The 23,528-nt window shown below is 60.9% G+C and carries 20 protein-coding genes and 1 pseudogene; 9 read left to right on the top strand and 12 right to left on the bottom strand.

From position 1 onward, the window contains the following. Window positions 1-136 precede the first annotated feature (136 nt). Window positions 137-2,125 carry an alpha/beta hydrolase family protein gene (locus tag B5X69_RS17725; RefSeq protein WP_079639901.1) on the bottom strand — a complete coding sequence of 663 codons (1,989 nt, stop codon included), beginning with the start codon at window positions 2,123-2,125 and terminating at the stop codon, window positions 137-139. Window positions 2,126-2,337: 212 nt separating this feature from the next. Here B5X69_RS17725 and B5X69_RS17720 point away from each other — a divergent pair, with 212 nt between their 5' ends. The 4 genes from B5X69_RS17720 (at window position 2,338) to B5X69_RS17705 (ending at window position 6,730) form a co-directional block, all read left to right on the top strand. Beyond that, window positions 2,338-4,029 carry a M28 family metallopeptidase gene (locus B5X69_RS17720; protein ID WP_079639900.1) on the top strand — a complete coding sequence of 564 codons (1,692 nt, stop codon included), beginning with the start codon at window positions 2,338-2,340 and terminating at the stop codon, window positions 4,027-4,029. 122 nt (window positions 4,030-4,151) lie between these two features. Continuing rightward, complete coding sequence (locus B5X69_RS17715) at window positions 4,152-5,135, top strand: agmatine deiminase family protein (protein WP_079639899.1); 984 nt, start codon at window positions 4,152-4,154, stop codon at window positions 5,133-5,135. Window positions 5,136-5,142: 7 nt separating this feature from the next. After that, entirely contained in the window at window positions 5,143-5,994 is an 852-nt protein-coding gene (aguB, locus tag B5X69_RS17710) for an N-carbamoylputrescine amidase (RefSeq protein WP_079639898.1), read from the top strand. Between the two features lie 397 nt (window positions 5,995-6,391). Next, the gene (locus tag B5X69_RS17705) at window positions 6,392-6,730 is read left to right on the top strand and encodes a hypothetical protein (protein WP_079639897.1); all 339 of its coding nucleotides are present in this window, start codon (window positions 6,392-6,394) and stop codon (window positions 6,728-6,730) included. 305 nt (window positions 6,731-7,035) lie between these two features. Here B5X69_RS17705 and B5X69_RS17700 read toward each other — a convergent pair whose 3' ends face one another. Both B5X69_RS17700 and B5X69_RS21115 read right to left on the bottom strand, forming a co-directional pair. Further along, entirely contained in the window at window positions 7,036-8,145 is a 1,110-nt protein-coding gene (locus B5X69_RS17700; RefSeq protein WP_176141657.1) for a tetratricopeptide repeat protein, read from the bottom strand. Between the two features lie 80 nt (window positions 8,146-8,225). Beyond that, window positions 8,226-8,489: a hypothetical protein gene (locus B5X69_RS21115; protein WP_139375857.1), complete on the bottom strand. Its 264-nt coding sequence runs from the start codon at window positions 8,487-8,489 to the stop codon at window positions 8,226-8,228. Between the two features lie 69 nt (window positions 8,490-8,558). Here B5X69_RS21115 and B5X69_RS21110 point away from each other — a divergent pair, with 69 nt between their 5' ends. Then, window positions 8,559-8,915: a hypothetical protein gene (locus B5X69_RS21110; protein ID WP_139375856.1), complete on the top strand. Its 357-nt coding sequence runs from the start codon at window positions 8,559-8,561 to the stop codon at window positions 8,913-8,915. Here the strand turns inward: B5X69_RS21110 and B5X69_RS17690 are convergent. The 6 genes from B5X69_RS17690 to B5X69_RS17615 all read right to left on the bottom strand — a co-directional run bounded on the left by B5X69_RS17690 (window position 8,896) and on the right by B5X69_RS17615 (window position 17,741). After that, window positions 8,896-9,327, bottom strand: a complete 432-nt coding sequence (locus tag B5X69_RS17690; protein ID WP_079639894.1) for a hypothetical protein — start codon at window positions 9,325-9,327, stop codon at window positions 8,896-8,898. The two genes, B5X69_RS21110 and B5X69_RS17690, sit on opposite strands and share 20 nt — an antisense overlap. Before the next feature lie 40 nt (window positions 9,328-9,367). After that, complete coding sequence (locus B5X69_RS17685) at window positions 9,368-9,901, bottom strand: hypothetical protein (RefSeq protein ID WP_079639893.1); 534 nt, start codon at window positions 9,899-9,901, stop codon at window positions 9,368-9,370. 46 nt (window positions 9,902-9,947) lie between these two features. Beyond that, window positions 9,948-10,436, bottom strand: a complete 489-nt coding sequence (locus tag B5X69_RS17680) for a hypothetical protein (protein WP_139375855.1) — start codon at window positions 10,434-10,436, stop codon at window positions 9,948-9,950. A gap of 93 nt (window positions 10,437-10,529) precedes the next feature. Next, window positions 10,530-11,138: a hypothetical protein gene (locus B5X69_RS21105; protein WP_139375854.1), complete on the bottom strand. Its 609-nt coding sequence runs from the start codon at window positions 11,136-11,138 to the stop codon at window positions 10,530-10,532. Continuing rightward, the gene (locus tag B5X69_RS21100) at window positions 11,095-17,235 is read right to left on the bottom strand and encodes an autotransporter-associated beta strand repeat-containing protein (protein WP_176141656.1); all 6,141 of its coding nucleotides are present in this window, start codon (window positions 17,233-17,235) and stop codon (window positions 11,095-11,097) included. The genes B5X69_RS21105 and B5X69_RS21100 overlap by 44 nt, the downstream gene beginning before the upstream one ends. 140 nt (window positions 17,236-17,375) lie before the next feature. Next, window positions 17,376-17,741 carry a hypothetical protein gene (locus B5X69_RS17615; RefSeq protein WP_139375852.1) on the bottom strand — a complete coding sequence of 122 codons (366 nt, stop codon included), beginning with the start codon at window positions 17,739-17,741 and terminating at the stop codon, window positions 17,376-17,378. Between the two features lie 277 nt (window positions 17,742-18,018). On the opposite strand from B5X69_RS17615, the gene tnpA reads away from it, so the two are divergent. The 4 genes and pseudogenes from tnpA (at window position 18,019) to B5X69_RS17595 (ending at window position 19,727) form a co-directional block, all read left to right on the top strand. Further along, window positions 18,019-18,435 carry an IS66-like element accessory protein TnpA gene (gene tnpA / locus B5X69_RS17610; RefSeq protein ID WP_079639889.1) on the top strand — a complete coding sequence of 139 codons (417 nt, stop codon included), beginning with the start codon at window positions 18,019-18,021 and terminating at the stop codon, window positions 18,433-18,435. After that, the gene (tnpB, locus tag B5X69_RS17605) at window positions 18,432-18,779 is read left to right on the top strand and encodes an IS66 family insertion sequence element accessory protein TnpB (RefSeq protein ID WP_079639888.1); all 348 of its coding nucleotides are present in this window, start codon (window positions 18,432-18,434) and stop codon (window positions 18,777-18,779) included. The genes tnpA and tnpB overlap by 4 nt, the downstream gene beginning before the upstream one ends. A gap of 63 nt (window positions 18,780-18,842) precedes the next feature. Next, window positions 18,843-19,077: pseudogene (locus B5X69_RS17600) on the top strand (transposase domain-containing protein); the annotation flags it as partial. Window positions 19,078-19,331: 254 nt separating this feature from the next. After that, complete coding sequence (locus tag B5X69_RS17595; protein WP_139375850.1) at window positions 19,332-19,727, top strand: hypothetical protein; 396 nt, start codon at window positions 19,332-19,334, stop codon at window positions 19,725-19,727. Window positions 19,728-19,758: 31 nt separating this feature from the next. Here B5X69_RS17595 and B5X69_RS17590 read toward each other — a convergent pair whose 3' ends face one another. Genes B5X69_RS17590 through B5X69_RS17580 form a run of 3 tightly spaced genes read right to left on the bottom strand, consistent with a single transcriptional unit; the run spans window position 19,759 to window position 23,132 of the window. Next, window positions 19,759-20,808: a response regulator gene (locus B5X69_RS17590; protein ID WP_079639886.1), complete on the bottom strand. Its 1,050-nt coding sequence runs from the start codon at window positions 20,806-20,808 to the stop codon at window positions 19,759-19,761. Window positions 20,809-20,823: 15 nt separating this feature from the next. Next, window positions 20,824-22,605 (bottom strand): sensor histidine kinase, encoded by a 1,782-nt coding sequence (locus tag B5X69_RS17585; RefSeq protein ID WP_079639885.1) that lies wholly within the window; start codon window positions 22,603-22,605, stop codon window positions 20,824-20,826. Beyond that, window positions 22,602-23,132: a putative pterin-binding protein gene (locus tag B5X69_RS17580; protein WP_079639884.1), complete on the bottom strand. Its 531-nt coding sequence runs from the start codon at window positions 23,130-23,132 to the stop codon at window positions 22,602-22,604. The genes B5X69_RS17585 and B5X69_RS17580 overlap by 4 nt, the downstream gene beginning before the upstream one ends. Window positions 23,133-23,528 lie beyond the last annotated feature (396 nt).

Below are 23,528 nucleotides of genomic sequence, written 5' to 3'. Positions count from 1 at the left end.
CGACCGACCTCGGCTTGTCAGCCTTGTCAGCCATTAAACCGCGTACAACATGGCGCAAACCGCCGTGCTCCGAGGCCCGTACGCCCGGCGGTGCGAGAGGGGGACCCGCGAGGATTCCCCCCACTCGATCTTGCTCCTAATCGGCCTCCTGCAGCCCCATCGCGGCGCGCAGAAAATTGTCCGTATCGCGAAGCATGTTGGCACGCACCTCGCTGTCGGCAAGCTGATGGTCGAGCCCCGGGAATTCGGCATATTCGACCGTCTTTCCTGAACTGCGCAGCCGGCCCGCCATAAGCCGTGACTGCCCGACGTCGACATTCTGGTCATAATCACCGTGAAAAAGCATCACGGGGACCGTAATCTTCTGGGCATTTTGCGCAGGCGAGCCCGACTTCACATGATCGCCGCGTCCGATAAACGCCTCAATCTGGCGGAAGTTCGTATAATATCGCGAATCTTCGCGGAGCTGCTCAAGGTCGGTCACGGGTGCAATCGCGACGATGGCCTTGAACAGGCCGGGTTCATAGACCCCAGACTGCAGCGCGGCATAGCCACCATAGGACCAGCCTATGATTGAAAGCTTGCCCGGCGCCGCGATACCGCTCGCCACCAGCCATTTGCCGCCATCGTCGACGTCCCCAATCGCGGTAGGCCATGACTGGAAACCATTTTTTTGGAACCACGCCGACCCATAGCCGGTGGACCCTCTGAAATTGGGCTGCAGCACGGCATAGCCGCGCGCCGCGAAATATTGCGCGAGCCAGTCGAAGCCCCATTCGTCGCGCGCTCCCGGTCCACCATGCGGCATGACGATCGCGGGCAACCCCTTGCCGTCCGATCCCGCAGGCAATGTCAGATAGGCGGGTATGTCGACACCGTCGCGCGACTTGTAATGGACGGGTTTCACCGACGCGAGGTGCGCAGGATCGAGCTGCGGACGCAGCTTCAGTATCTCTGCGAGCTGCTTCGTCGCTTTGTCGAAGAGATAATAGCCCCCGGGATCGACGTCACTGCCCACCCACAGCACGAGCTTTTGTTCATCAGCGCTCGAATCGACGAAGCTGATGAGCGGATGGTTCGGCAGCGCCTTAGCTAGCGCGGTGCCGAGCGACTTCAGCGCCGGATCGAAAAAGACGGTCTGCCGTTTGTCGGTGACGAACTGGGCACCCACGACCCGGCCGCTGCGGCCAATTTGGACGAGCCCATCGACGTCGACACGGTCGTTTGCATAGACGAGCGTCTTCGTCATCTTGCCGTCGAGCGACATCGAATAGAGCGCCGAACGACCGTTCAGCGCGTCGAAGCCGTAGACAAGGTCGAGAGCGGGATCGATCGCCACGGGCAAAAATCCGGAACTCAACCCGGCTTCGCTGACATAGGTGCCGAAGCTCTGCCAGTCTCGGCTGCCGGTCTTGCGATAGGAGATGTTGTAGGTGTTTCCTGTATAGCCGTCAGCTGTTTCTGTCTGGCTGATCATCATCCGGACGTGGCCCCGCCCATCAGAAATATAGTCGACGACGCCGTCCTTGGGCGATTCAACTGCCTTGCGCTTCAATGACACCGTATCGACCGCATCGACCGCAACGCCCGAGCCGGACCTGCCGAGGAGCGAGCCCGTCTGATACTCACCGCTCTGATAGCGCGTCATCAGGACGCGCCCGCTTCCTTCCTCATCAGACCAGTCGATGACGCTGCCGCCGAACTGGCTTGCACCTTGCGCGCGAACACGCATCTTGTCGCTCAGCATCTGCATGTTCCGCCCGTCGGCATCGAGCGCGAGCAGCCGGCTGAACCCGGCAAGCCCGGTAGGGCTGCGGTTGATGACATGAACGCTGCACACCAGCCGCGTCGGGAGCGCCCAGTCGCAGCGGCCAAGCTGCTCGTTACCGCCCTTTGCGGTGAGCACTGGCTGCGATGCCCCCGTCGCGATCGTGATCACCGAGACGAGCGAACCCGCGCCCTTTGCTGGCTCGATTACCGCCAGCCGCTGACCATCGGGCGAAATACTGACCTGCCGGACGCGCTCGCGCTGTCCGAACTTCTCTGCCATATCCTCTTGCGCCTGCGCCGTACCGACGACCGCGACCAATGCGGGCACGATCAGTGCCGCTCCCCAAAATCTCATCCTCTTGAACCCCCGAATTGATGCGACCGCGCGCAGACGCCCAAGCCAATGGCCATATTTTCGACGAGCAATTGCCGCTGCGGTCGAGCATAGGGGGCGACGCTGCGATGACAAGCCGCAAAGCCCGTCTATCTCCAGCGGCTGCGCCGGCCTTGCCTGCCGGTGGCGAGGCTGGCACAAAGCCACAACATTCCATCGGACAAGGACGATCCATGCTTCGTTTCACTCCCGCCCCGCTCGCGGCCGCTGCGCTATTGGCGCTTGCCGCGTGCAACGCCTCTACAGACAAGCCCGCCAGCGGTGCTGGGGCACTCCCCGCCGTCGAGCTTCCCGAAATGTCGCTTCCGACGCTCCAGGAAGTCACGAAGGAGCTGTCGCAGGACAGTTACGAGGGACGTGCGCCGGGAACCGCGGGTGAGGAAAAGACCGTTTCCTATCTGATCAAGAAATTTACCGAGGCCGGACTCAAGCCAGGCAACGACGGGAGCTGGACTCAAGACGTGCCGCTCGTTGAAATCACCGCGAAGAATGTGAGCCCGCTCAGCTTCATCGGCGGCAAGACGCCGATGTCGCTCAAATATGGGGTCGACTTCGTCGCCGCCAGCTACCGTGTTCAGCCGCAGATTTCGGTCACGGACAGCGACGTCGTTTTCGTCGGATACGGCATCAACGCGCCGGAGAAGGGCTGGAATGATTATGCCGGGGTCGACGTGAAAGGAAAGACGGTCGTCATCCTCGTCAATGATCCCGACTGGCAGACGAAAGAAGCAAAGGGCGAGTTCAACGGCCGCGCCATGACCTATTACGGCCGGTGGACCTACAAGTTTGAAGAAGCGGCCCGGCAAGGCGCCGCGGCGGCGCTGATCGTCCACGATACCGAACCCGCCGCCTATGGCTGGAACGTCGTCGAATCGAGCTGGACCGGCACCCAATATCTGGCCGACAGCAAGAATGGCGGCGCGGATCAGACCGCCGCCAACGGCTGGATCCAGCTCGACAAGGCGAAACAGCTTTTTGCAAGCGCCGGGCAGGATTTCGATGCGCTGCGCGAAGCCGCGAAGAAAAAGGGTTTCAAGGCGGTACCGCTCGCGGGGGTTCAAGCCTCGCTGAGCTTCGACAACGAGATCGCGAAGAAAATGTCGCGCAACGTTATCGGCGTGCTGCCAGGAACGAAGCGTCCGGACGAATATGTTCTCTACACCGCGCACTGGGATCACCTTGGACGCTGTGCGCCGGTTGATGGCGATGATATTTGCAACGGCGCCGTCGACAATGCGACCGGTGTTGCAGGACTGGTGACGATGGCAGAGGCCTACCAGAAGGCTGGCGCACCCGACCGCAGCGTCGTGTTTCTTGCCGTGACCGCCGAGGAATCGGGCCTCCTCGGCTCGAAATATTATGCCGAGAATCCAGTCTTCCCGCTCGCGCAGACCGTCGGCGGAGTGAATATGGACGCGCTGAGCCCCGCAGGACCCGCAAAGGACATCGTCGTCGTGGGCCGCGGCAAGTCCGAGCTCGATGCCTATCTCGAAAAGATAGCGGCGACCGCGAAGCGCACCGTGGTCAACGAACCCACCCCCGAGAAGGGCTTTTATTATCGCTCTGATCATTTCAGCTTCGCAAAGCTTGGCGTGCCGATGTTCAACTTCGGCAGTGGCGAGGATCTGGTCGATGGCGGCACCGAAGCCGGCAAGAAAGCGTCGCAGGATTATGAAGAGCACCGGTATCACGCACCCGGCGATGAATATGAGGCGATTGCGAACTGGGACGGCATGCTCGCTGATCTTCAGCTCTATTATGCCGCAGGACGGATGCTCGCGATGACCGACGCCTGGCCGAACTGGCTCGAGGGCGATGAGTTCCGCGCCGCCCGCGACAAGTCACGCGCGGCGGCAAAGCAATAATCGCCCTGCTCGTTTGTCCTTGCGAGGAGGCAAGCGACGCGAAGCAATCCAGAGCGCATCAGCCGCTCTCGATTGCTTCGCTTCGCCGACAAGGACGAAGTGAGAAGGAGGATCCGAACCACATGAATCTGAAAATGCCCGCCGAATGGGCGCCCCACGAGGCGGTGTGGATTGGATTCCCGCACCTCGCCGAGGAGTGGGCGGGCCACATCGACGCCGCACGCCGCGACGTCGCGGCTTTCGCAAATGCGGTACATGATGGCGGGCGCGGCGAAGAGGTGCGCCTGGTCGTCAACGACTTGGAGCAGGCGGAAATCGCGGCGCGGCTCGTCGTGGCAGGCGTCAATATCCTCGTCCAGCCGCTGGGTGATATCTGGTTGCGCGACACGGGCCCCATCATCGTCGGCACGGGGGCAGCGCGGCGCGCGCGCAATTTTCGCTTCAACTGGTGGGGCGACAAATTCGTCATGCCCGGCGATCTGGAGGTCGGCGCAAAGCTTGGCGCGCAAAGCCGCCTGCCCGTTGATGAACAGGACTGGGTGCTCGAGGGCGGCGGCATCGATGTCGATGGCACCGGACTGGCTGTAACTACCGAGGAGTGCCTGCTCCACCCTAACCGAAACCCGTCGCTGACCCGCGAGGATATCGCCGTACGGCTGCATCAATCACTTGGAATCGAGCGCATCCTGTGGCTTGGCAAAGGGCTGGCAGGCGACCACACCGACGGCCATGTCGACAATCTGGCGCGTTTCGTGGGTGAAGGCCGACTTGCTATCCCCGCCCCGGCAGACAGCCATGATCCCAACGCTGCGGTCTACAATGATGCCCGCGCGCGCGCCAGAGCATTCGAAGGTGTCGAGATCGTCGACCTTCCCTCACCCGGCCGCATCGAGATCGAGGGCGAGATTGCAGCAGCGAGCTACATGAACTTTTATATCGGCAACAGCATTGTGATCGTCCCGACTTATGGCTCGGCGAACGATTCCGCAGCCGTCGACGCGCTCGCGGCGCTTTTTCCGGACCGCCGCACCGTCGGGATCGACGCGCGTGGAATCATCATCGGCGGCGGGAGCTTCCATTGCTCGAGCCAGCAGCTTCCGGCATAGGGCGGCGATGACCCGCAGCATCACCGTCGCCGCACTGCAGCTTCCTCTGCCGGGGCCCGTAGGGCCCAACATTGATGCCGTGTCGGCGCTCGTCGAGGCGGCGGCGGCAAAGGGCGCACAGATCATCCTGCCGCCTGAACTCTTCGAAGGGCCTTATTTTTGCCAGGTCGAGGAGGAAGAATTGTTCGCAGGCGCGCGCCCGACCCCGGAACATCCGAGCGTTACCGCGATGCAGACGCTCGCCGCGAAACTCCATGTCGCAATTCCGACGAGCTTCTTCGAGAAGGACGGACCGCATTACTATAACACGCTTGCGATGATTGGTCCCGATGGCGCGATCATGGGGACGTATCGCAAAAGCCACATCCCCGATGGGCCGGGGTATGAAGAAAAATATTATTTTCGTCCCGGCAATACGGGGTTCAAAGTCTGGGATGTTTTTGGAACGCGAATCGGCATCGGCGTGTGCTGGGATCAATGGTATCCCGAAACAGCGCGCGCGATGGCGCTGATGGGCGCGGAGCTGCTTTTCTATCCGACCGCCATCGGGTCGGAACCTTATGATGCGGATTTCGACACCAGTCGAATGTGGCGCCGCGCGATGCAGGGACATGCCGTGTCAAACTGCATGCCTGTAATCGCCGCCAACCGCATCGGGCGCGAGGGCGAAGCCGACTTTTACGGTCATAGCTTCATCACAAACGAATGGGGCGACCTGACGCAGGCCTTCGGGCGCGAGGAAGCGGGCATATTGGTGGAGACAATCGACCTTGACCGCGCCGCAAAGCACCGCGCTGGCATGGGTTTCTTTCGCGACCGGCGGCCGCAACTCTATGGCCGGCTGGTCGAGGATATCTGACACGCGAAGCGGGGGAATGATGCAGGCTGCGAACGATATTTTCACTGAGCCCGGCGATCGATCCCGACACTTTGGCTCGGCTCGGGCCTCTACGCCGTCTCGCGGGCATCTGGGAGTGACACCGCGGGGTCGACGTCAACCCAAAGGCCGACGGTTCTGAAACGCGCGAACTTTATGAGGGGCAGAGCGAACCATTTATCCACCGCGACAGCAAACAGGCTCACCAATGTCGCCGACCCCGACCTCAATCCCTGGGCCAAGATCGCGCGCCGCATCAAAAGCGACATCGGACGTTTGACACGGCGCCCGCGATACACTTAACCTGCTACGTAAGCGCGAGACGGCAGACCGGCAGAGAGGCTGGCGCGTTCTCGCGCGCGTGGTGAGGGAGAGTGAGATGAGCAGCATCGAACAGCGTGCAGCGGGCGCGCGCGAATTGCATCGGACGATCGATTTCCTTGGCCTGCGTGCGCACGCCACGACGGTGGGACTGATCCAGCTTTGCGAGGAGCTCTTGAAGGTCGGAATCCTCGACAAGGCTGCGCTTGAGCGGATCAAGGATGCGATCCGCATGGAACTCACACTGTCGCAGGCACGCCGATCGAACCAGACGCTTTTCGATGAAACGCTGCGCCGCCGGCTCGATGCTATCTTTCCGAACTGCGGCGAGCCTGCCGATCCCGTCGGCTCGATCGACACGCTGGAAGAAGCGCTGGACCTTGAAGACAAGGGCTAATGGAGCGCGTTGGCTGGATGTTGATGGTGGTGCCCCAAGGCGGACGAAAGCGATGAATATGAATCGCCGCTTCTACTACGCTAGGGCCGCACTTTGCCGCATTCTGCTGCCGATTGCCGTCATGAATTACCTTGAAGCGCTATGACGTAGGCGGTTCTCAAGGACTGCGAAGCCCACCGCTATCTCAGCTAGACGCCGGAACTCTTGTGTGGATGTGTGTGCCGATGGGCGGACCAAGGTAGCGATTGACGACGATGGTCTGAAGTATCCATGCGATCACGGTCAGTCCCCCAGCTAGCAATTATTCACGTAGCGCCATTGTTGAGACCGCGTGTTTGCGCCTCGGTTGATCGCGCAACACGGCGCAGGCATTCACTTCGCGCGCGCGCTTGCGACCAGAATTGCTCATCGTTCTGGCCGCTGCCGTAGAGGCTCCAGATCCGGGCCATATTCGCCGCTTCCGCACGTGCATTGTGATCGCGCCGCCACTGGTTCTCGCGCGCCCGCAGGGCGGTGCAGTTCGGCCCGCGCAGGGTGCAGTATTGGGCGACATCGAAAGAAAAGCTTTGCAGGCTCGACGCATCGGGCCCGTAGCGGTCGATGTGATCGATATAGCGGGCCTGGGCGATATTCGGCGTGATAAGGACAATCAGATCCTGCGCATGCTCATATCCCTGTTCGGCCGAACGCGTGAGCCAGTCAGCCGCCGCCAGATAATCGCGCGAGACGCTCTGCCCATAGGCGTACATGAAACCCACCGCATATTGCGCCGCCGACTCGCCACCTTCCGCATGGGGGCGCAGGAGACGCATCGCCTCGCCAAAGCGGTCAGCGTCAAAGGCCTCCAGCCCGGCACGCAAGCTTTCGGCCGTGACCGGCCCGGCATCGAACTTGGCGAGGTTCTCGCACGCCGGCGCTTCACCCGCATTGCAGGCCTGCTGATAGAGCGAGCGGGCACGCGGCTTGTCCGCCGGGCCGCCCTGCGCTTGTTCCAGCATGACGGCAAAGCCGTTACAGCCATTCGCGATTCCCGCATTGCATGACGCCTCGAACCCCGTTCGGGCGACAGCGAAATCGACCGCGCCCCCTTGGCCATTAAAGGCCATACGGGCAAGATTGAAACATCCTGCCACATGGTCGAACTGGCAGGCCTTGTCGTAGAGCCAGCGCGCATGTTCCAGATCCGGCTCGTCCCCGACCAGTCCTTGATAGGACATGACTCCGTAATTGTAGCATCCCCGGCCATGTCCGAGGTCGCAGGCGCGGCGGAAATGGTCGCGCGCGGTAGTCATGTCCTGAGCACGATAGGCACGCGCGCCCTGATTATACGACTGTTCGGCCGATTGCGCCTGCGCGGGATAGACGAAGCCTATGGTCATGAAGGCGGAGATGACAAGCAGGGTCAAACGATACATTGGCAGCTCCTTTAATCGAATCCTATTCGATGAGTATCCGAATCCGGGGGTTCCCATCTCTCTCTCCCTTCAGCCGCGAATTATTGCGAGAACCAGGCTACATCTTCCGGCAGCACGCCTACTGTGTCGATAATCATGTAGGTTTCCTGATAGGCGCCCGACCAGGATTCGATGAAATCGACGATACGGTTGCGGATGAGATTCCAGCCGGGTCTGAAGCGGATGGCATATTCAACCGTCACCTCCGCATCGCCGAGCGGAACAAGGATTTCCCATGAGCAGATTCCCTGAATCTCAGCCTCCCCTTCGGCATAGACAAGCTGGAGATGCGCGCCTTTGATCATGGGCGCCTGTCCGTGGTTCAATCTCCACACTGCCATCTCCGCGGAATCCGCGATTGCCAATGCGCGCTCGTGTCCGTCCCCCGACAGGGCGAGCGGCACGATTGGCGTTATCCCGATGCTTCCATTGACGATCTGAACCGTATTCGCGCGGCATGTATCGAAGGTTCGGGAAACGGTCTGTTGCGATGGCGGGGGAACGATCGGCTCCATGACAATCTGGCCCTCGGCATCGATGGTTCGATGTTCCTCAAAGTGCTGCTGTCTTCGAAGTCCATGATCGCCAGGGCCTGCGCCCCATGGTTCCAGTTTCGAATCTTTCCGGCGGCAATGTCCGTATCAGTCTGCGCCCGTCCGTCGCTCGTCATAAGCCCGGCGATCAATGCAATGCTGGCGAGACGCAATGCGCTCACTGCACCTGCCGACTGATATCGATCTGGATCATATAATCATCCGTTCCCTGAGGCCTGGATATGGCGATCTGGCCGCTTTCCACATCCAGGCCATTGAAGCGCAGGCCGCCATTGGCAGCACTCTCTGTGACGGAATAGCCAGCTGCTTCGAGAGCCGCTTTCCACGCTGGAACTTCCGCCGATGGATCGTCGGGAACGCTCACTTGCAGGAGTTGCGTCCTCGTCCCGATGCTGCTGTTCTGAAGCACGGTATGCGGCTCAGGCAAGGCAAGCCCCGCCGGCAGCCAGTCGATGTTCTGGGAACCGCCGGCAATCGCGCTTCCATTGTCATCGCCGACAATGCCATCGGTATCGGCGTTCGTCCCGCAGGCCGACAGCAGGAGCAAGGTGGCGACCGAAGCGATTTTCGCCAGGGGAAGCTGTTTCACAGAAATCTCCTCAGTAAAATCCGGGGCCAGCTTGCGTCAGTCACCCGCCCAGAATGGTGTTTGCATTGTCAGGGCACGCCGAACGCACTTTCTCCCCGACCAAATCGGCAAGTCGCTTGTCATAGCCGGCAACATCTTCCCCGGTGCCTTCGAAAAAGGAGCCAAGCGAACTGCGGTGAACAGGCAGAGCCCTTAGCAAGCTTATGCATTGCTGCGGGCCGGGATTTTCGATGGACAATGTCGTATCGACAAAGCGGGCCATCGAACGCACATAACAGGCATCGAGCGCCGCAATCGCATCCGCGCGATCCTGTGCTGCGGCATCCGCATTGTTCAGGACGGTGGTTGCTTGCCCCACAACACCCGCGCAAGCTCCTGAGGGGGAGGTCCCTTCGCCTGCCTTCCGCAACGCCTCGTCAAACGATGGCCGATAGGCTTCGGCGACGGCGGGCACACCTGATCGGGCAGCCGCAGTCATCCCGGTATCGCTATTGTTTTCTTCGGCATTGCCTTGTTCGCTGGAGCAACCAGCAACCAGCAGACAAGCCGGAACAAGTGTCATGAAAATTCGCATGTTGCCTCCTCCATGGATCTTTTCGCGTGATAGTTGGACGATAGTCCTAGAGGCGGCTCATGATCCGCTGGGCGAGCAGCTTCAGCCCGGTCGTGCTTTGCTCCCGCGTCAGCAGGTTCTCCTCCTCGATCGCTGCTGACGACAGCCCCAGGGACAGTGACTTCCCATCCTCGTTCAGCGCGATGACGTTGATGCCATTGAATACATGCGCCTCAGTTCCGGCGTCGAACGCCTCATGCGTTCCGCCAGTCTGGCGCATTTGAGAATCCTTGCGCGAGGCGAAGTCCTCGGCATCGCCAATGTTGAAGTTGATCCGGTTGTTTGCGCCCTCGTCCAGAAAGAGCATGCAACCGGCCACCTCATCTCCCATAGCCGCTACGGTCGTATCCTTCACGGTCAGGAGGCCGCCGAAGGCTTCAGCGATATCGGCCCTGCCGAGCAGGCCACCGCATTCTTCGCTGGCGGCGGCGCCAGCATCCTCTGCGGCTATGGTATCGCCCTGGCTATCCCCGGAACAAGAGATAGCGAGCGGCATGATCGCGGCAGCCGCGAGGATGGTTTTCAGGTGATGATATCTGCTCATGATCGTAAGAACCCCCTGTTCAGGAATAGTCGATTTTCGAACCCGTCACGCTGACGGTGGCGCCTGCATGTTCGCTAGAATCTCGCTGCCAGCCTTTTCGATTCCAGCCGCTGCCTCCTCGTTAGAAAGGGGCGGTTTTCCGTCAAAGACGACAAGCGACAGGCCGAGTGAGATGGAGCGGTTCTGATCGTCGATGGCGATGAGTTGCGCATCGTTGACGATGAAGGCTTCCCTGCCCAGGTTCACAGGCACCAATTTCAAGCCCTGCGAGTGGTAGGCATCCTTCCGGGCCGCGTAATCTGCGGCATCACCGACCTGAAGGATGATCTGGCTTTCTTCGCCCTGTGCAACGGAAACGGTGCATCCGCCTCCACGTTCCCCGCGACCGCTCATGCGCGTGAAGGTAAGCTTGCCCCCAAATGCCCGTTCGAGTGTATCGGGATCGAGCAGATCGCAATCGCCCTGCGCTGCTTGTGATGGAGATTGCGATGGCGCGGTATCGCCTTGCGTGTCAGCCCCACCGGAACAGGCCGCTAAAACAAGCGCGAGAAGCCCGGTCGCCAGTGTCGCCTTTCTGCCTTTCCTGCCGGACAATTCGGACTTCTCCCGGTCAGAAAGCAAAGGATATGCCAGCCCTGAAGGCGTGGTTTTCATATTGCTTCGCGAGATCGGCATTGTAGCCGAATGACAGGCTCGCCCGGTCGGACAACGCCAACCTGCCGCCAAGACCCAGCGACAGGGCATTCTCCGCGATCGGAGCGCCCGTCACGACGAAGGGGGCGCCGCCTGCATGCAGCGCCTGGACCGATGCTTCCGGCTGATCGAAAGCGTGCCGCCAGCCGATCTCAGCGCCGAATTCCGCGCGGGACTGGCCAAGATCGATCTCCGTTGCCATCCGCAGGCCGAGCGTGGAGAAGGTCACGCTGGTATCTACCTTTTCCGCCTCCAGCGCCGCCGGGCCGCCCGTTTCCGCAAAGCGTTCCGACGAGTGCCAGACATGGGCGATCTCGCCGAACGGCGTGAAGGTCACGGAACCGGCGCTTAAGGCATAGGACATTCTGCCGTAGAGTTGGCCCGTGCGCGCCGAATAGGCGCTTTCCAGACTGTCCGAAAAACCGGGGAAATTCACCTGCCTGCTGGCGTCGATATCGTGCCAGCTTATGTCGGCACCGACTTGCAGGCCGAAGCCGCCCCACTGGCCGGCCCCATATGCCCCCAGATGGGTGCTGTCGATAGATGCGGTCGAACCCCTGTCGGTAGCTCGGACGTCGGAATCGGTATAGCCGGCAAAGGCGCCAACACGCAGATTGCTCCCGATATTCGTATCTGCGCCCAGCAGGAATCCATAGCGGTTATTTTTCAATGCCGCGGTGTTGGCCGTTCCATCGTTCCGCTGGTTGCCCGCAAGCCCCTCGATCCACAGCTCTACACCCTCCCGGCGCAAGATCCGGTTGCCTCTTGCAAAGGCGGCGTCGCGGGTGACGCGGCTTTGCTCCACCAGCGTGGCGGTTAGCGAGGCATGAAGCTCGCCGGTCAGGCTGTCTAATGCATGGCGGGCCGCGCCCTCGTCAGTCTGACCGAGCAGGGCGCTGACGATGTCATTGCCGCCATCGAGCGCGTCGAGCGTCACCGCGATGCCCGCCTGGTTGGCCGTCAGCGCGACATCGGAGAAATGGGCGATCCGGTTCGAGATCAGAAAGACGGATGTGGGATCGTAATCGAGCGCGAAATCGAGGAAGACGTAATCGTCCGTCACCCCGTCGAAGGCTCCGCTAAGGCCGCCATCCGCCGTCAATATCGTATAGGTGCCCGGCAGATAGGTCTCGCCGGTATCGGTTCCATTGTCCGGGGTGACATGCACAGTCCCGCCATTCAGGGTGGCGCTGCCCGTGACGTGGATCGCGTCATGGTTGACGCCGGGTACGAAACCGCCATCGTTCAACTCCACTTCGAAGACCGATCCGGCCTCGAACGTCACGCTGGCCGCGTTGCTCTGGCCGATCGAATTGCCCGGCGCGAAGGTGCCGCCTTGTCCGGTCGTGACGTTCCCGAAAACTCCCGTTCCCTTCAAGGCCCCGCCAGACACGGTGATGTTTCCGCCAAGGCTGCCATTGATGGCAAGCACACCGGCCAGAATGTCGGTCTGGCCGGTGAAGCTCGACGAATCTCCCGTCAGCGTGACGGCCCCGGTGCCGTCCTTGATCAGGCTGCCGGTTCCCGCCAGTTCGCCGTCGAAGCTGCCGTTGCTGTCCTGATCGAACACCAGCGTCGAGGCGTCGATGATCGCGACATGGCCTTGCAGGCTGTCCGTCGTGCCTGACAAAGTACCCTCGAAAATGCTCGTGCCGCCTGTATGGCTGGTGGTCCCGGCCAGATGCACCCGGCCGCTGCCCCTCTTCACAAGCCAGCCCTCTCCGCCGATGTCGCCGGAATAGGCGCCGTCACCATCCTGATCGAAAGTCAGAATGTTTCCAAAAGCGCCGGTGTCGATATCCCCTTGCAAGCTGTTGGTGTCGCCGCGCAAACCGCCCTCGTGGATGATGGTGCCGCCGGTATAGCTGTTGCTGCCCGTCAGATGCAGTTCGCCGGTGCCAACCTTGTGCAGCGTTCCGAAGCCCAGAATATCGCCAGCGAAAGTGCCGTTCCCGCTCTGGCTGAAGGCCAGCGCGGTACCCTCCAGCATGGTAATCATGCTGCCCGTCAGGCTCTGCGTGTTGCCGTGCAGCGCACCTTCGCGGATATCGGTCCGCCCGGCAAAATTGTTCACGCCCGTCAGGCGCAGGATGCCGTCCCCATCTTTGATGAACAGCCCGCCGCCATTTCCGGACAAACGTCCCGCATAGGTCGCATCGTCATTTTCCGTGATCGTCAGCGCGCCGTTGGCAACGATATCGCCGACAAGCGTATCCACCGTGCCTTTCAGATGTCCGGGTGATCTGACGACAAAGCCGCCCTGGCCAATTGCCGTTTCCGCCACCAGCGTGCCGTTGCTGACCTCGACCGCGCCTGTGAAGCCGCTGGCGTCACCGGTCAGGGTAAGCGTCTCCAGGCCACTCTTGATCAGAATGCCGGTTCCCCGCAATTCGCCACCGAAGATACCGACGCTATCCTGATCAAACTCCAGCCTGCCATTGTCATGGACCACGATAAAGTCCCGCAGGTTGTCAGTCGTGCCTGACAAGGTGCCTCCGAGAATATGCGTGCCACCTGTGTGGCTGGTGGTCCCGGCAAGGTACACCTCGCCAGTGCCATCCTTCATCAACCTTCCGTCCCCGCTGACGCTGCCTGCAAAGGTGCCATTGCTGTCCTGATCGAAGATCAGGTTGTTGGAAGCGGACAAGCCCGTATCGAAATTCCCTTGCAGGCTATCCGTGTCGCCGCGCAAACCGCCCTCGTGGATGACGGTGCCGCCGGTATAGCTGTTGCTGCCCGTCAGATGCAGTTCGCCGGTGCCAACCTTGTGCAGCGTTCCGAAGCCCAGAATATCGCCAGCGAAAGTGCCGTTCCCGCTCTGGCTGAAGGCCAGCGCGGTACCCTCCAGCATGGTAATCATGCTGCCCGTCAGGCTCTGCGTGTTGCCGTGCAGCGCACCTTCGCGGATATCGGTCCGCCCGGCAAAATTGTTCACGCCCGTCAGGCGCAGGATGCCGTCCCCATCTTTGATGAACAGCCCGCCGCCATTTCCGGACAAACGTCCCGCATAGGTCGCATCGTCATTTTCCGTGATCGTCAGCGCGCCGTTGGCAACGATATCGCCGACAAGCGTATCCACCGTACCTTTCAGATGTCCGGGAGAACTGATGACAAAGCTGCGCGGGCTGATCACCGTTTCTGTCACCAGCGTGCCGTTGAGGACCTGGACCTCGCCTGTAAAGAAGCTGTTATCCCCTGCCATGGTAGCGGTTCCGAGGCCGGTTTTCACCAGGATAGCTCGGTTGCCTCCCAGCATGCCCGCGAATCTTCCGTCGGCCTCCTGATCAAACACCAGTATCGTGCCATCCATCATCACGATCTCGCCCTGAAGGCTGTCGGTCGTGCCCGACAGCGTGCCCTCGGTCAGCTCGGTGCCGCCAGTGTGGCTGGTAACCCCGTCAAGATGCACGAGGCCGGAACCATGTTTCTCCAGCCTGCCTTGTCCCGTGATGTTGCCGGAAAAGACGCCATCGGCATCCTGATCGAAAATCATCTTGCCATCAGTGCCAATCTCGATTTCGCCCTGAAGGCTGACCGTATGGCCTATCAAGGCGCCATCCTGAATGAAGGTGCCGCCGGTATAGCTGTTGGCGCCTGCGAAGGTGGTCTCGCCAGCGCCGGTCTTCGTGACGGCCCCGGTGCCGATCATGTTGCCCATATATACCGAGGCGGTATCCTCGCTGAATTCGACGATGCTCTGGTTGACGATATCGCCTGGCAGGCTGTTTCCATTGCCCACCAGCACACCGGCGATGACCCTGGTTCCGCCGCGATAGCTGTTGCCTTCACCCGTCAGGACGAGCGTTCCGAGATCGTCCTTTATCAACATGCCCCAGCCGGTCAGGTCGCTGTCGATGTGCGCGGTATAGGCGGCGCCTGCCGCCGTGCCGTCACCGACCCGGATCGTGACCGCGCCATCCAGCGCGATTGCATCGCCTGCGATGGTATAGTCCGGCACGGCGAACTGCATCCCGCTCGTCGTGATCGGACCTTCGCTGCCATCCACGGTCACGGTGTAGCCGGGCATCCCGGCGAAGATCAGCATCGCATCAGGGTCATACACGCCGGACTGCGAGCCATCCGCATTGGTCCAGTTGGTTCCCGTGGCGGACCATGTACCCGCTCCGCCCGCTATGCTGCCGTTCGGGGTCGTCTGCGTCCCGTTCCAGAACTGAAATGCGCCCGGATCGCCACCCGGCTCGTTGCTTTCGCCGACAAGCAGGTTGATTTCCCCGGCAATGGCCGTCTGGACGGTGAGGTTGGTGTCATCATAGCCTGTGGGCAGACGGCTGCCGATGGCCAGCCCGTTATCGGTCAGCGTGCCGCCATAATCGATCAGGCGATACAGCCCTTCGCCAAAGCCGCCGGCATCGGTGACTTCCAGCGTGCCGTCGAGGACAAGATCGCCCCCCACCACCAGAAGATCGCTGTCCACGCCCGGCGTGCCGGACGGGGCGCCCAGATCGTAACGCAGCATCGCCCCGCTTCCCAGCATGAGGTTGCCGTCTATCGTCAGCGTGCCTTGCTCGATACCGGGCCGCAGCAGCCCGCTCGTGACGGTCAGATCGCCGGTCAACCTGCCGGTTCCGCCCAGCCCCGCAAGATCGGGACCAAGGCTATCGAGCGAAACGGAGCCGCCCAGCACCCCTGTCAGCAAGAGGGTGCCACCCGATATCTGTGTCGCGCCGGAAAATCGCGAGCTGTCGCCGGTCAGGACGGTGGTGCCAGCGCGATGGGACAGGCTGCCTTGTCCTTCGGCCACACTGCGAAGCGACGTATCGAACAGATGCGCGGTGCCGGTGTGATTGAACACCAGCGTGCCGTCGCCCAACCCGAACAATATTTCGCCCGCGGTCAGTGTTCCGGCCGCGGCAGGCGCCGTATCGCCGCCGATATAGACCGTGCCGGTGCTAGGCATGCCGAAAGCGCGCTGTTCGGCAATATGAAGGGTGCCGCCCACAGCCACATGCCCACCGTCGCTCACTGTCAGCGAGCCTTCGCTCTGGGCGCCGACGAACAGATCGCCGGTGATGGTCAACTGTGAATCCGCGCCCTGAACAAGCGCCGTGCCGCTTCCGCCACTGCTGCGCCCCAGAATGACCGTAGTGGCATTCACCACGCCGCCATCGCTGATATCCAACGATCCGGAATTGGCCTCGCCGACAAAAAGCGTTCCATTGATGTCCCAGCTTGAACCCGCCCCGCTGACCGATGCGGTACCGATGCCTTTGCGTCCGACAAAGCTGGTGAAACTGTCCACCGCCCCACCGTTGCTGATGAGAAGGGCGCCCGTACCGGTCAGGGAGGAGTTGGCTCCCCCGATGTAGAATTCGCCTGATCTGAGATACGAATTTGCGCCAGTGACGGTGACGGTGCCGTTGCCGCCCGCTTCCCTGCCGACATGGACAGCGGACATATTGAGAATCGAGCCGCCATTCTCCACCGTTAGAGAGCCGGTGCCTGCATTTCCGACATAGATTGCAGGAAATGTCGTCGCCTGGGTCCGTATCCCGGTCCAGGTCGACCCCGGCCCGCTGATTGTCACATGCCCCTCGCTCCCGGCAGCCCAACCGATCCACGTCGTATCGTTTTCGAAGGAGGCGCCCCCATCGATTACAAGTGTGCCTTCGCCAGACCTGCCGATGTAGCTATACCACCCGGTCGCGGTAAGGCTCGATCCGCCACCGCTGGCGGTAACAAGCCCACTCGATCCGGCTTGATCGCCCAGCGTCAGAGCGCCGCTTCCTACTCGATATGCGCCGCCATTGCGGATGGTCAGTTCACCGCTCCCTATCGAACCGACGGTTGCAGATACAGAAGACGCCACCCGGTCCATTTCCCAGGGATCGTCAAAATATTCGATCACAGGCGAGTTCAGGCCGACAACATCGATAACGACTTCGTCTGCCTGGCCATCACCAACCGGCGCGTCATTCTCGGACCAGTTTTCATCCTTATACCAGTCCCGGTCCGCATCGCCTTGCCAGACATTCTCTTGCGCCCAAGCGGCGGAAGGATGGAAGGAAGCCGCGGCGACAAGAGCGGCTGCGCTTGTCATCAGGTGTGACCGGACGGAACGCCCCTTCCGTACCCGACATGCCGATGCGCCATGCCGCCTGCTTACCTGCTTCACAAACTTCCCCATATCTTCACGTCCCATGATGCAATCGCGACAAAGACTGGTGCGCCTGTCGGTTTTCAGTCGGGCCTCTTGCCGGGCGAAGGCCCGTCATACATGTCGCCCGGCAGGGCGGAAGGGTTCGCCGGGCGCGGCTCATACATGTCACCCGGCAGCGTTCGCCCGCCCTGCCGAATACGCGGGTCATCCAGCCGGGGGACGGGCATTTCAGCCCTTTCGGCGGCAGGCGGCCTATCCGACGATGGTTGTCCCCGCGTCGTTGCGGTGCGCGAGGTTCTGCCGGTCGCCGCAGGGGCGGGGTCCTTCGTTGAAGTCGCGGACCGGTCCGCACGGGCGGGATCGGCGGTCCGCTGCGCCAAGGCGGCACCCGGCGCCGCCAGGGCAAGGACCGAAAGGCCAATGACGGCAAGTTTCAGACTGGTCATGCGATCGTCCCCCAAGACACGCCACTGATAGGCATTGGTCCAAACAGCGATACATCGCGCCGGACTGGCGCGCCCCGTTTGTTTGAAGGGGATGGACAATTTCTGCTCCCCAAAGGTCAGCGTCATATTGAACCGCCAGCCGTCCCATATCGGAGAAACAAGCCGGGACTCGCCCTTTCGCATCGCCATACACATGGGATTAAGAGTAACCGACCGATTGAGGCCGCCTGCCGAGGATTGATGTGAGTGGGTAAGAGACGTCCATAAGGGCGTCGTTATGGACGTCCTATACGAGAGCGAGGGACGGACGGTGGAGATCCTGGGCCGGGAACGGCGGCGGCGATGGAGTGAAGCGGAGAAGCTGGAGATTCTGGCGGCGGTGGAGGCGCGCGGCGAGACGCTCGCGCGCGTTGCCCGGCGCTACGATGTGTCGCGGAGCCAGATTTATAGCTGGCGCCATCAGTTCAAGAAGAGCGGGCGGCTGCCGGCGCCGGTTGGCAGCGCTTTCTTGCAGGTCGACATCGATGCGCCGATGCTGAACGCGGGGTCCGCATCTTCGCCCGCACGCGAAGCCTTGGCGGCGTCGCCCTCGATTGTCGAACTGGGGCTGACACAGGGACGGTGTCTTCGCTTCGACAGTGGCATCGAGAGCACGGTCCTGATCCGGCTCATCCGATCGGTGGAGGCGGCATGATCGGACCAGGAACTGGTGTAAGGGTGTACCTCGCCTGCGGCGTCACGGATATGCGCAAGGGGGTTTCGGGTCTCGCCTTGCTGGCCCAGACGGTGCTGCGCCAGCAAGCCGCGAGCGGCGCTGTATTCGCCTTTCGGGGACGGCGCGGCGACAGGCTGAAGCTGCTTTACTGGGAGGGCCAGGGGTTTTGCCTTTATTACAAAATTCTCGAGCGCGGCCGTTTCCCCTGGCCGTCGACAGCCGACGGCACGGCCCGACTGACGTCGGCCCAGCTTGCGATGCTGTGGGAAGGGATCGATTGGAGGCGGCCGAACTGGGGTGCGCCGCCGGCCCGCGCAGGGTGACTTTTCTTTCTAGAAAGTGGCGGTTTTTCTGGACTTTTCGGCCATTTCTCCGTAGCAAAGGCCATGCTGAACGCGGTCCCCGATCTCCCCGAAGACCCGGCGCTCCTCAAGGCGATGATCGCCGCGTTGCAGGCCGAGAACGCGAAGCTGACGACCACGCTGCGCGCCCATGACCTGGTCGTCCAGGCACTCCGCTTGCAGATCGCCAGGCTGAAGAAGCAAGCCTTCGGCAAGTCTTCCGAGAAGATCGAGCGCGAGATCGCACAACTTGAGCTCGCGCTCGAAGACGTGCTCGTCTCTGCCGCCCAGCAGGCCCCCGTAGCAAGCGATCAGGACGATCCCGACCCTGATCTCGCAGCCCCTCCTTCCGACACGGTCCCCACGCCGCACCACCAAATCATGGCACGAGTTCCTCGATAACTTTGTCGACGATCCCAAACTCGCCGCACGCCTCAAACGCCAGCCGCGGTAGCTATCGGACGGTTACGATTAAGATGTCCGGACTAAGAGTAGAAGACGGATCACGGAGAAATCTTGATAAGGGAGGATCTCTTGGCAAATATCCTTTACCCACGCCTCAGCCTTTCGGTGCGGCCACTTGTGGCTATCGCATCTTTACTGGCATTTGCAGCCAGCAGTCCGGCCACGGCCCATCAGGGCGAACCCGAAAATGCAGCCGCCAATGCCAGTGCGACAAGGCAGGCGCACGACAGCGACGCCGATGGCGACGGTCACGCATCGCGGGCGAAATTCAAGGGGGGCAAGGCGCTCGCCGATACTGTCAAGCATTGTAGAGATCAGCCTGCAAGTGCCGAACAGCCCGGTGGCAGCGGGGCAGCAAGCCCGCAAACGAGCCGCACTGTGGAGCGCGAACCAGCCCGTAGGGCAGGCGATCCGATCCCCGGCATCGACATTACCGTATCGCAATCGCCCGACACCGCAGAGTAGACCGCAAGCGCGGGGAGACGTGAACAGACGTTTACAGAATACTCGCCGGTGACGTCAGCAACAGGGCAACCAGCTGCGCCTGCCGGTTGACGCCCGTTTTCTGAAAAATGTTGCGCATATGAAAGGCAACAGTCGTCTGGGCGATATCCAGCGAAGCGGCAATATCGACCGGGCGCTGCCCCCGCGCCAGTTCCACGGCGATGAGGCTTTCCGTCACCGTAAAGCCGAACATTTCGGACAATATGCCCGTCGCCAACATAGCCGATTTGCTCGCCTTGGCGATGAACAGGGCCAGTTGTGGCCCCTCCTCTCCATCGCTTCCCAGGCGGCACCCGACCATCCTGAAATCCTCATCGCCTGTGTGGCAATGCATGGTGAAGGTGGAAACATTGTCCTCATCACCCTGTTGAAGCGTGGTCGCCACCCATGCCGCAAAGCCCTGTTTCGCAGGGGTCACCCCGATACAATTGGAAAGGGCGGAGGAAAGCTCGATGCAACTGTCTTTCATTTCGCATGCAGCGCGATTGAGGAAGACCGGCACCCCATGGGAGTCTATCAGCACGATCGCTGTCGAGATCAGGTCGAGCACAGCTTCGTACCCTGACGAAGGAGAGATGTCAGTTCCTGAGAGCACAGCAAGCTGCCGTTCCACCTTGTCGCCTGCCGGCATCGGGTGTGTCTTCATCCGCCGTATCTGGCGCAGGCGGGCCTGAACCGTCGCCAGCAGAAGGTCGAAATCGATGGGCTTGGTCAGATAATCGTCGGCGCCGCGCAATTTGCCTTTCACCACGTCACGGCCATCGGCCAGCGCGGACATGAACAGGAACGGGATACCCGCATAATCGTCCGGTCGTTCCTGCGTCGCGCGCAAAAGATCGTAACCGTCCATGTCAGGCATGCAGATGTCGCACAGGATAAGGTCGGGCCGCACCGCCTCCAACTGGGTCAGCGCATCCCTGCCATCTGCCGCCTCGATAACGCGATAGCCGGCTTCGACCAGTTCTTCGGCAATATCCCGTCTCAGCGTATCTTCATCCTCGACACACAAGATAAGCGGGTGGGTAGTGGCAAGCTCGTTCATCGCAATACCGGGCCTTTACAGGCCGGCCGGGCAGGCTGCTTCCGCCAGCGGCAGGACAAGCGTGAACGCGATCCGGCTATCGGGCAAAATCTCGAAGGAAAGCTTGCCATACTGCAATTGCGCAAGGCTGTGCGCCATATACAAGCCAATTCCCACGCCTTTCTTATCACTGGCATTCTTCCCCCGGAAAAAGCGTTCAAAAAGATGTTCCCGATCATCGGGATCGATATGCCCCTCGTTGATGATCCGGCAACCGGCGTAGCCATCAACCGACACCATCTCCACATCGACAGCCGTTCCTGGAGGGGCATATTTTGCTGCGTTCGACAGCAGGTTCACGACGATGTGTTCGGTATATACCGGATCGCAAAGGACAAGGCTTGGGCCACCACTCACATAGCGAACTGTCCGGTCCGGCATTTCGTCCACCTGCCGATCGACCACGTCCGCAATCAGTCTGTCGAGATCCCACGCAACGCTGTTCTGCTCGATCTGTCCGGCATCGAGCCGGGCGATATCGAGCGTGCTGTCGACAAGCTGCACAAGGTTGCGGATCGCCGACCGTGCCTGTCCGCCCCGTTCCAGAACTTCGTCCGGCTCAAGACGGTTCGACCGCCTCATCAGCCGCTGCAAAGAGGAATCCACAATCGCAAGCGGAGTGCGGAACTGGTGCGAGATCACCGCCGCGAAATTGCGATAGATCGCGGTAGCGGAACGTTCGCGTTCAAGCGCAGCGTGCAGTTCCTTCGTCCTGAGCGCAACCTGTTCTTCCAGATAGTCGCGCCGCTCGCTCAGATCGCGCCTAGCATAATACTGTTCCGTAACGTCCGAAAGGAACATGATCGCCCCGATAACTCCGGCCCCATCCCGCAGAGGAAAACAGCGGAGTTCGAGATAGATCGCGCTGGCATCGGCCTTACGGGAAAATGGCAGGTCTCTCAGCACTACTGAATGGCCATCCAGCGCCCGGTTGATAACGGATTCGACCCTTTCCTCGCTGAAAAACCCGGATATAGCGGTCAGGCGGCGATGCAATGTTTCCTCTGCGGTGATAGCAAACAGTGTTGCTGCCGCGTCGTTCAGAAGCGTTGAACGCCGCTCTCGGTCCACTGCGATGATTGCCTCTCCGCTCGACGTTACGAGCAACTGCGACAATGCCTTTTCACTTTCCAGCAGCTGCGCCCTCGACCGGGCAGATCGTGTGGCCCTGACAAGATAAAACGTCATGCCCGCGCCGGTCAGCGCGATCACGATCAGCGACAGGATGATGTGCGAAACTTCCTGCCGCGAATTGTCCAGCTTGCTTCCAAGGCTATCCCACTCGGCGGTCATAGCCTTGTTCGCGGCACGCGCTAGAGCTGCGTCATAGGGCGACAGGATCGCATGAAGCCGGGACAGCGAAGTTTCATCGCCAGTTTCAAGCTCCGACACAATCTGCCGTAACTCTGCCTGTTGCGCCTCTATCGTATCCAGTGCATCGGCAAATCCCATTTCGACCATCTGCCGCCGTTGCGGTCCATGGTTGAGAATATTGTGATGACTGAGGAAATTGTTGAGGCGGCGTTCTACCTCAACAGGCGTGTCCATGCCCCTGACATGTGATGAGGCTGCTGTCTGCAGTTTCAGACTGGCAACCTGCGATCGCGCGATGACCCACAGCATGTTCTGCGTCGCCTCGATCCGCATGTCTTCTTCGGTCGCCGAGAGGCGCACGAGCGAAAAAGCAATCAGGACGGCAAATATCCCGATCGTAACCGACGGGAGCACTATACCGAGTGCGCCCTTGCGGATGATCATTGGACTTCCAGAGCATTCAATTGCCAGACCCACCGGTAGTCGTAACGAATATCCTGCAACTCCGGATGGGCATCTCGCGGGTAGACGATCCAAAGAGGCCCCTTGTCCTGGAGGGACAGCGGCTCTCCATCCATGCTGTGCGCGACAATGACATCGAAGCGTTCGATGTCTGACATGGGGATGTCGACGACATAGTCGTTCAGGGCACTTGCGCGGACGATCGTGCCCGTGGCGCCCAGCCCGGACAGGAAATCACGCAGCAGGAAGCCTTCGAAATCGCTGCTTCCGTCCGTAACCGAGGTGCCTGTGGAAAGACTGACGGTCGGCAGCCCGCGCAGCATGGCCATGTCAAACTGCGCGCCATTCTCGCCGTTGCGAACGGCGATGGCACCGGAAACCTCCAGGACAATATCCCCCGCCGGTTGGGAAAGTTCGAACAGCTCCGTATTCCCTTCGCTCACGGGGTCACATGCCGTCACCGTGCCGCCCGTAAGCACCAGGATTACAAGTAATAATACCCTATACATGCAGACTGATCACTCCATGGTTGGGCTTGCCTAGATTTGCCTGCCACGCCTGCTCCGCCAATGATCCTACCAGACCATACATCCTGTTTGCGCCCTTCAAACGAACGGGGTCATTGGGCTGGCATTGCTGCGTGATACAAGGCTGCGCCTGCCCAATTCGTCAATTGTTGGGCGCGCGCGATCTAAAGCAATGGTCAACTGCCGGAGTGCCACCTTATCATCCATTGTTTCTGATTAGGCAGAAGAATCTTGCGTACCGCCCCGTTCGTTTGAGGGGGGCTGTCGTTGCCCCTTAATTTCCGGACAGTTCCTCACTGGTTGATTGGACGATGTATTCGCGCGGGGCGAGGTAGCCAAGTGCGCGATGCGGATGGACGGTGTTGTAGTGGTGGAACC

The sequence above is a fragment of the Sphingopyxis flava genome, assembly GCF_900168005.1.
GTDB classification, from domain to species: domain Bacteria; phylum Pseudomonadota; class Alphaproteobacteria; order Sphingomonadales; family Sphingomonadaceae; genus Sphingopyxis; species Sphingopyxis flava.
The sequence above is the reverse complement of the archived record's forward strand: the minus strand, read 5'-3'. Positions and strand labels throughout refer to the sequence as shown.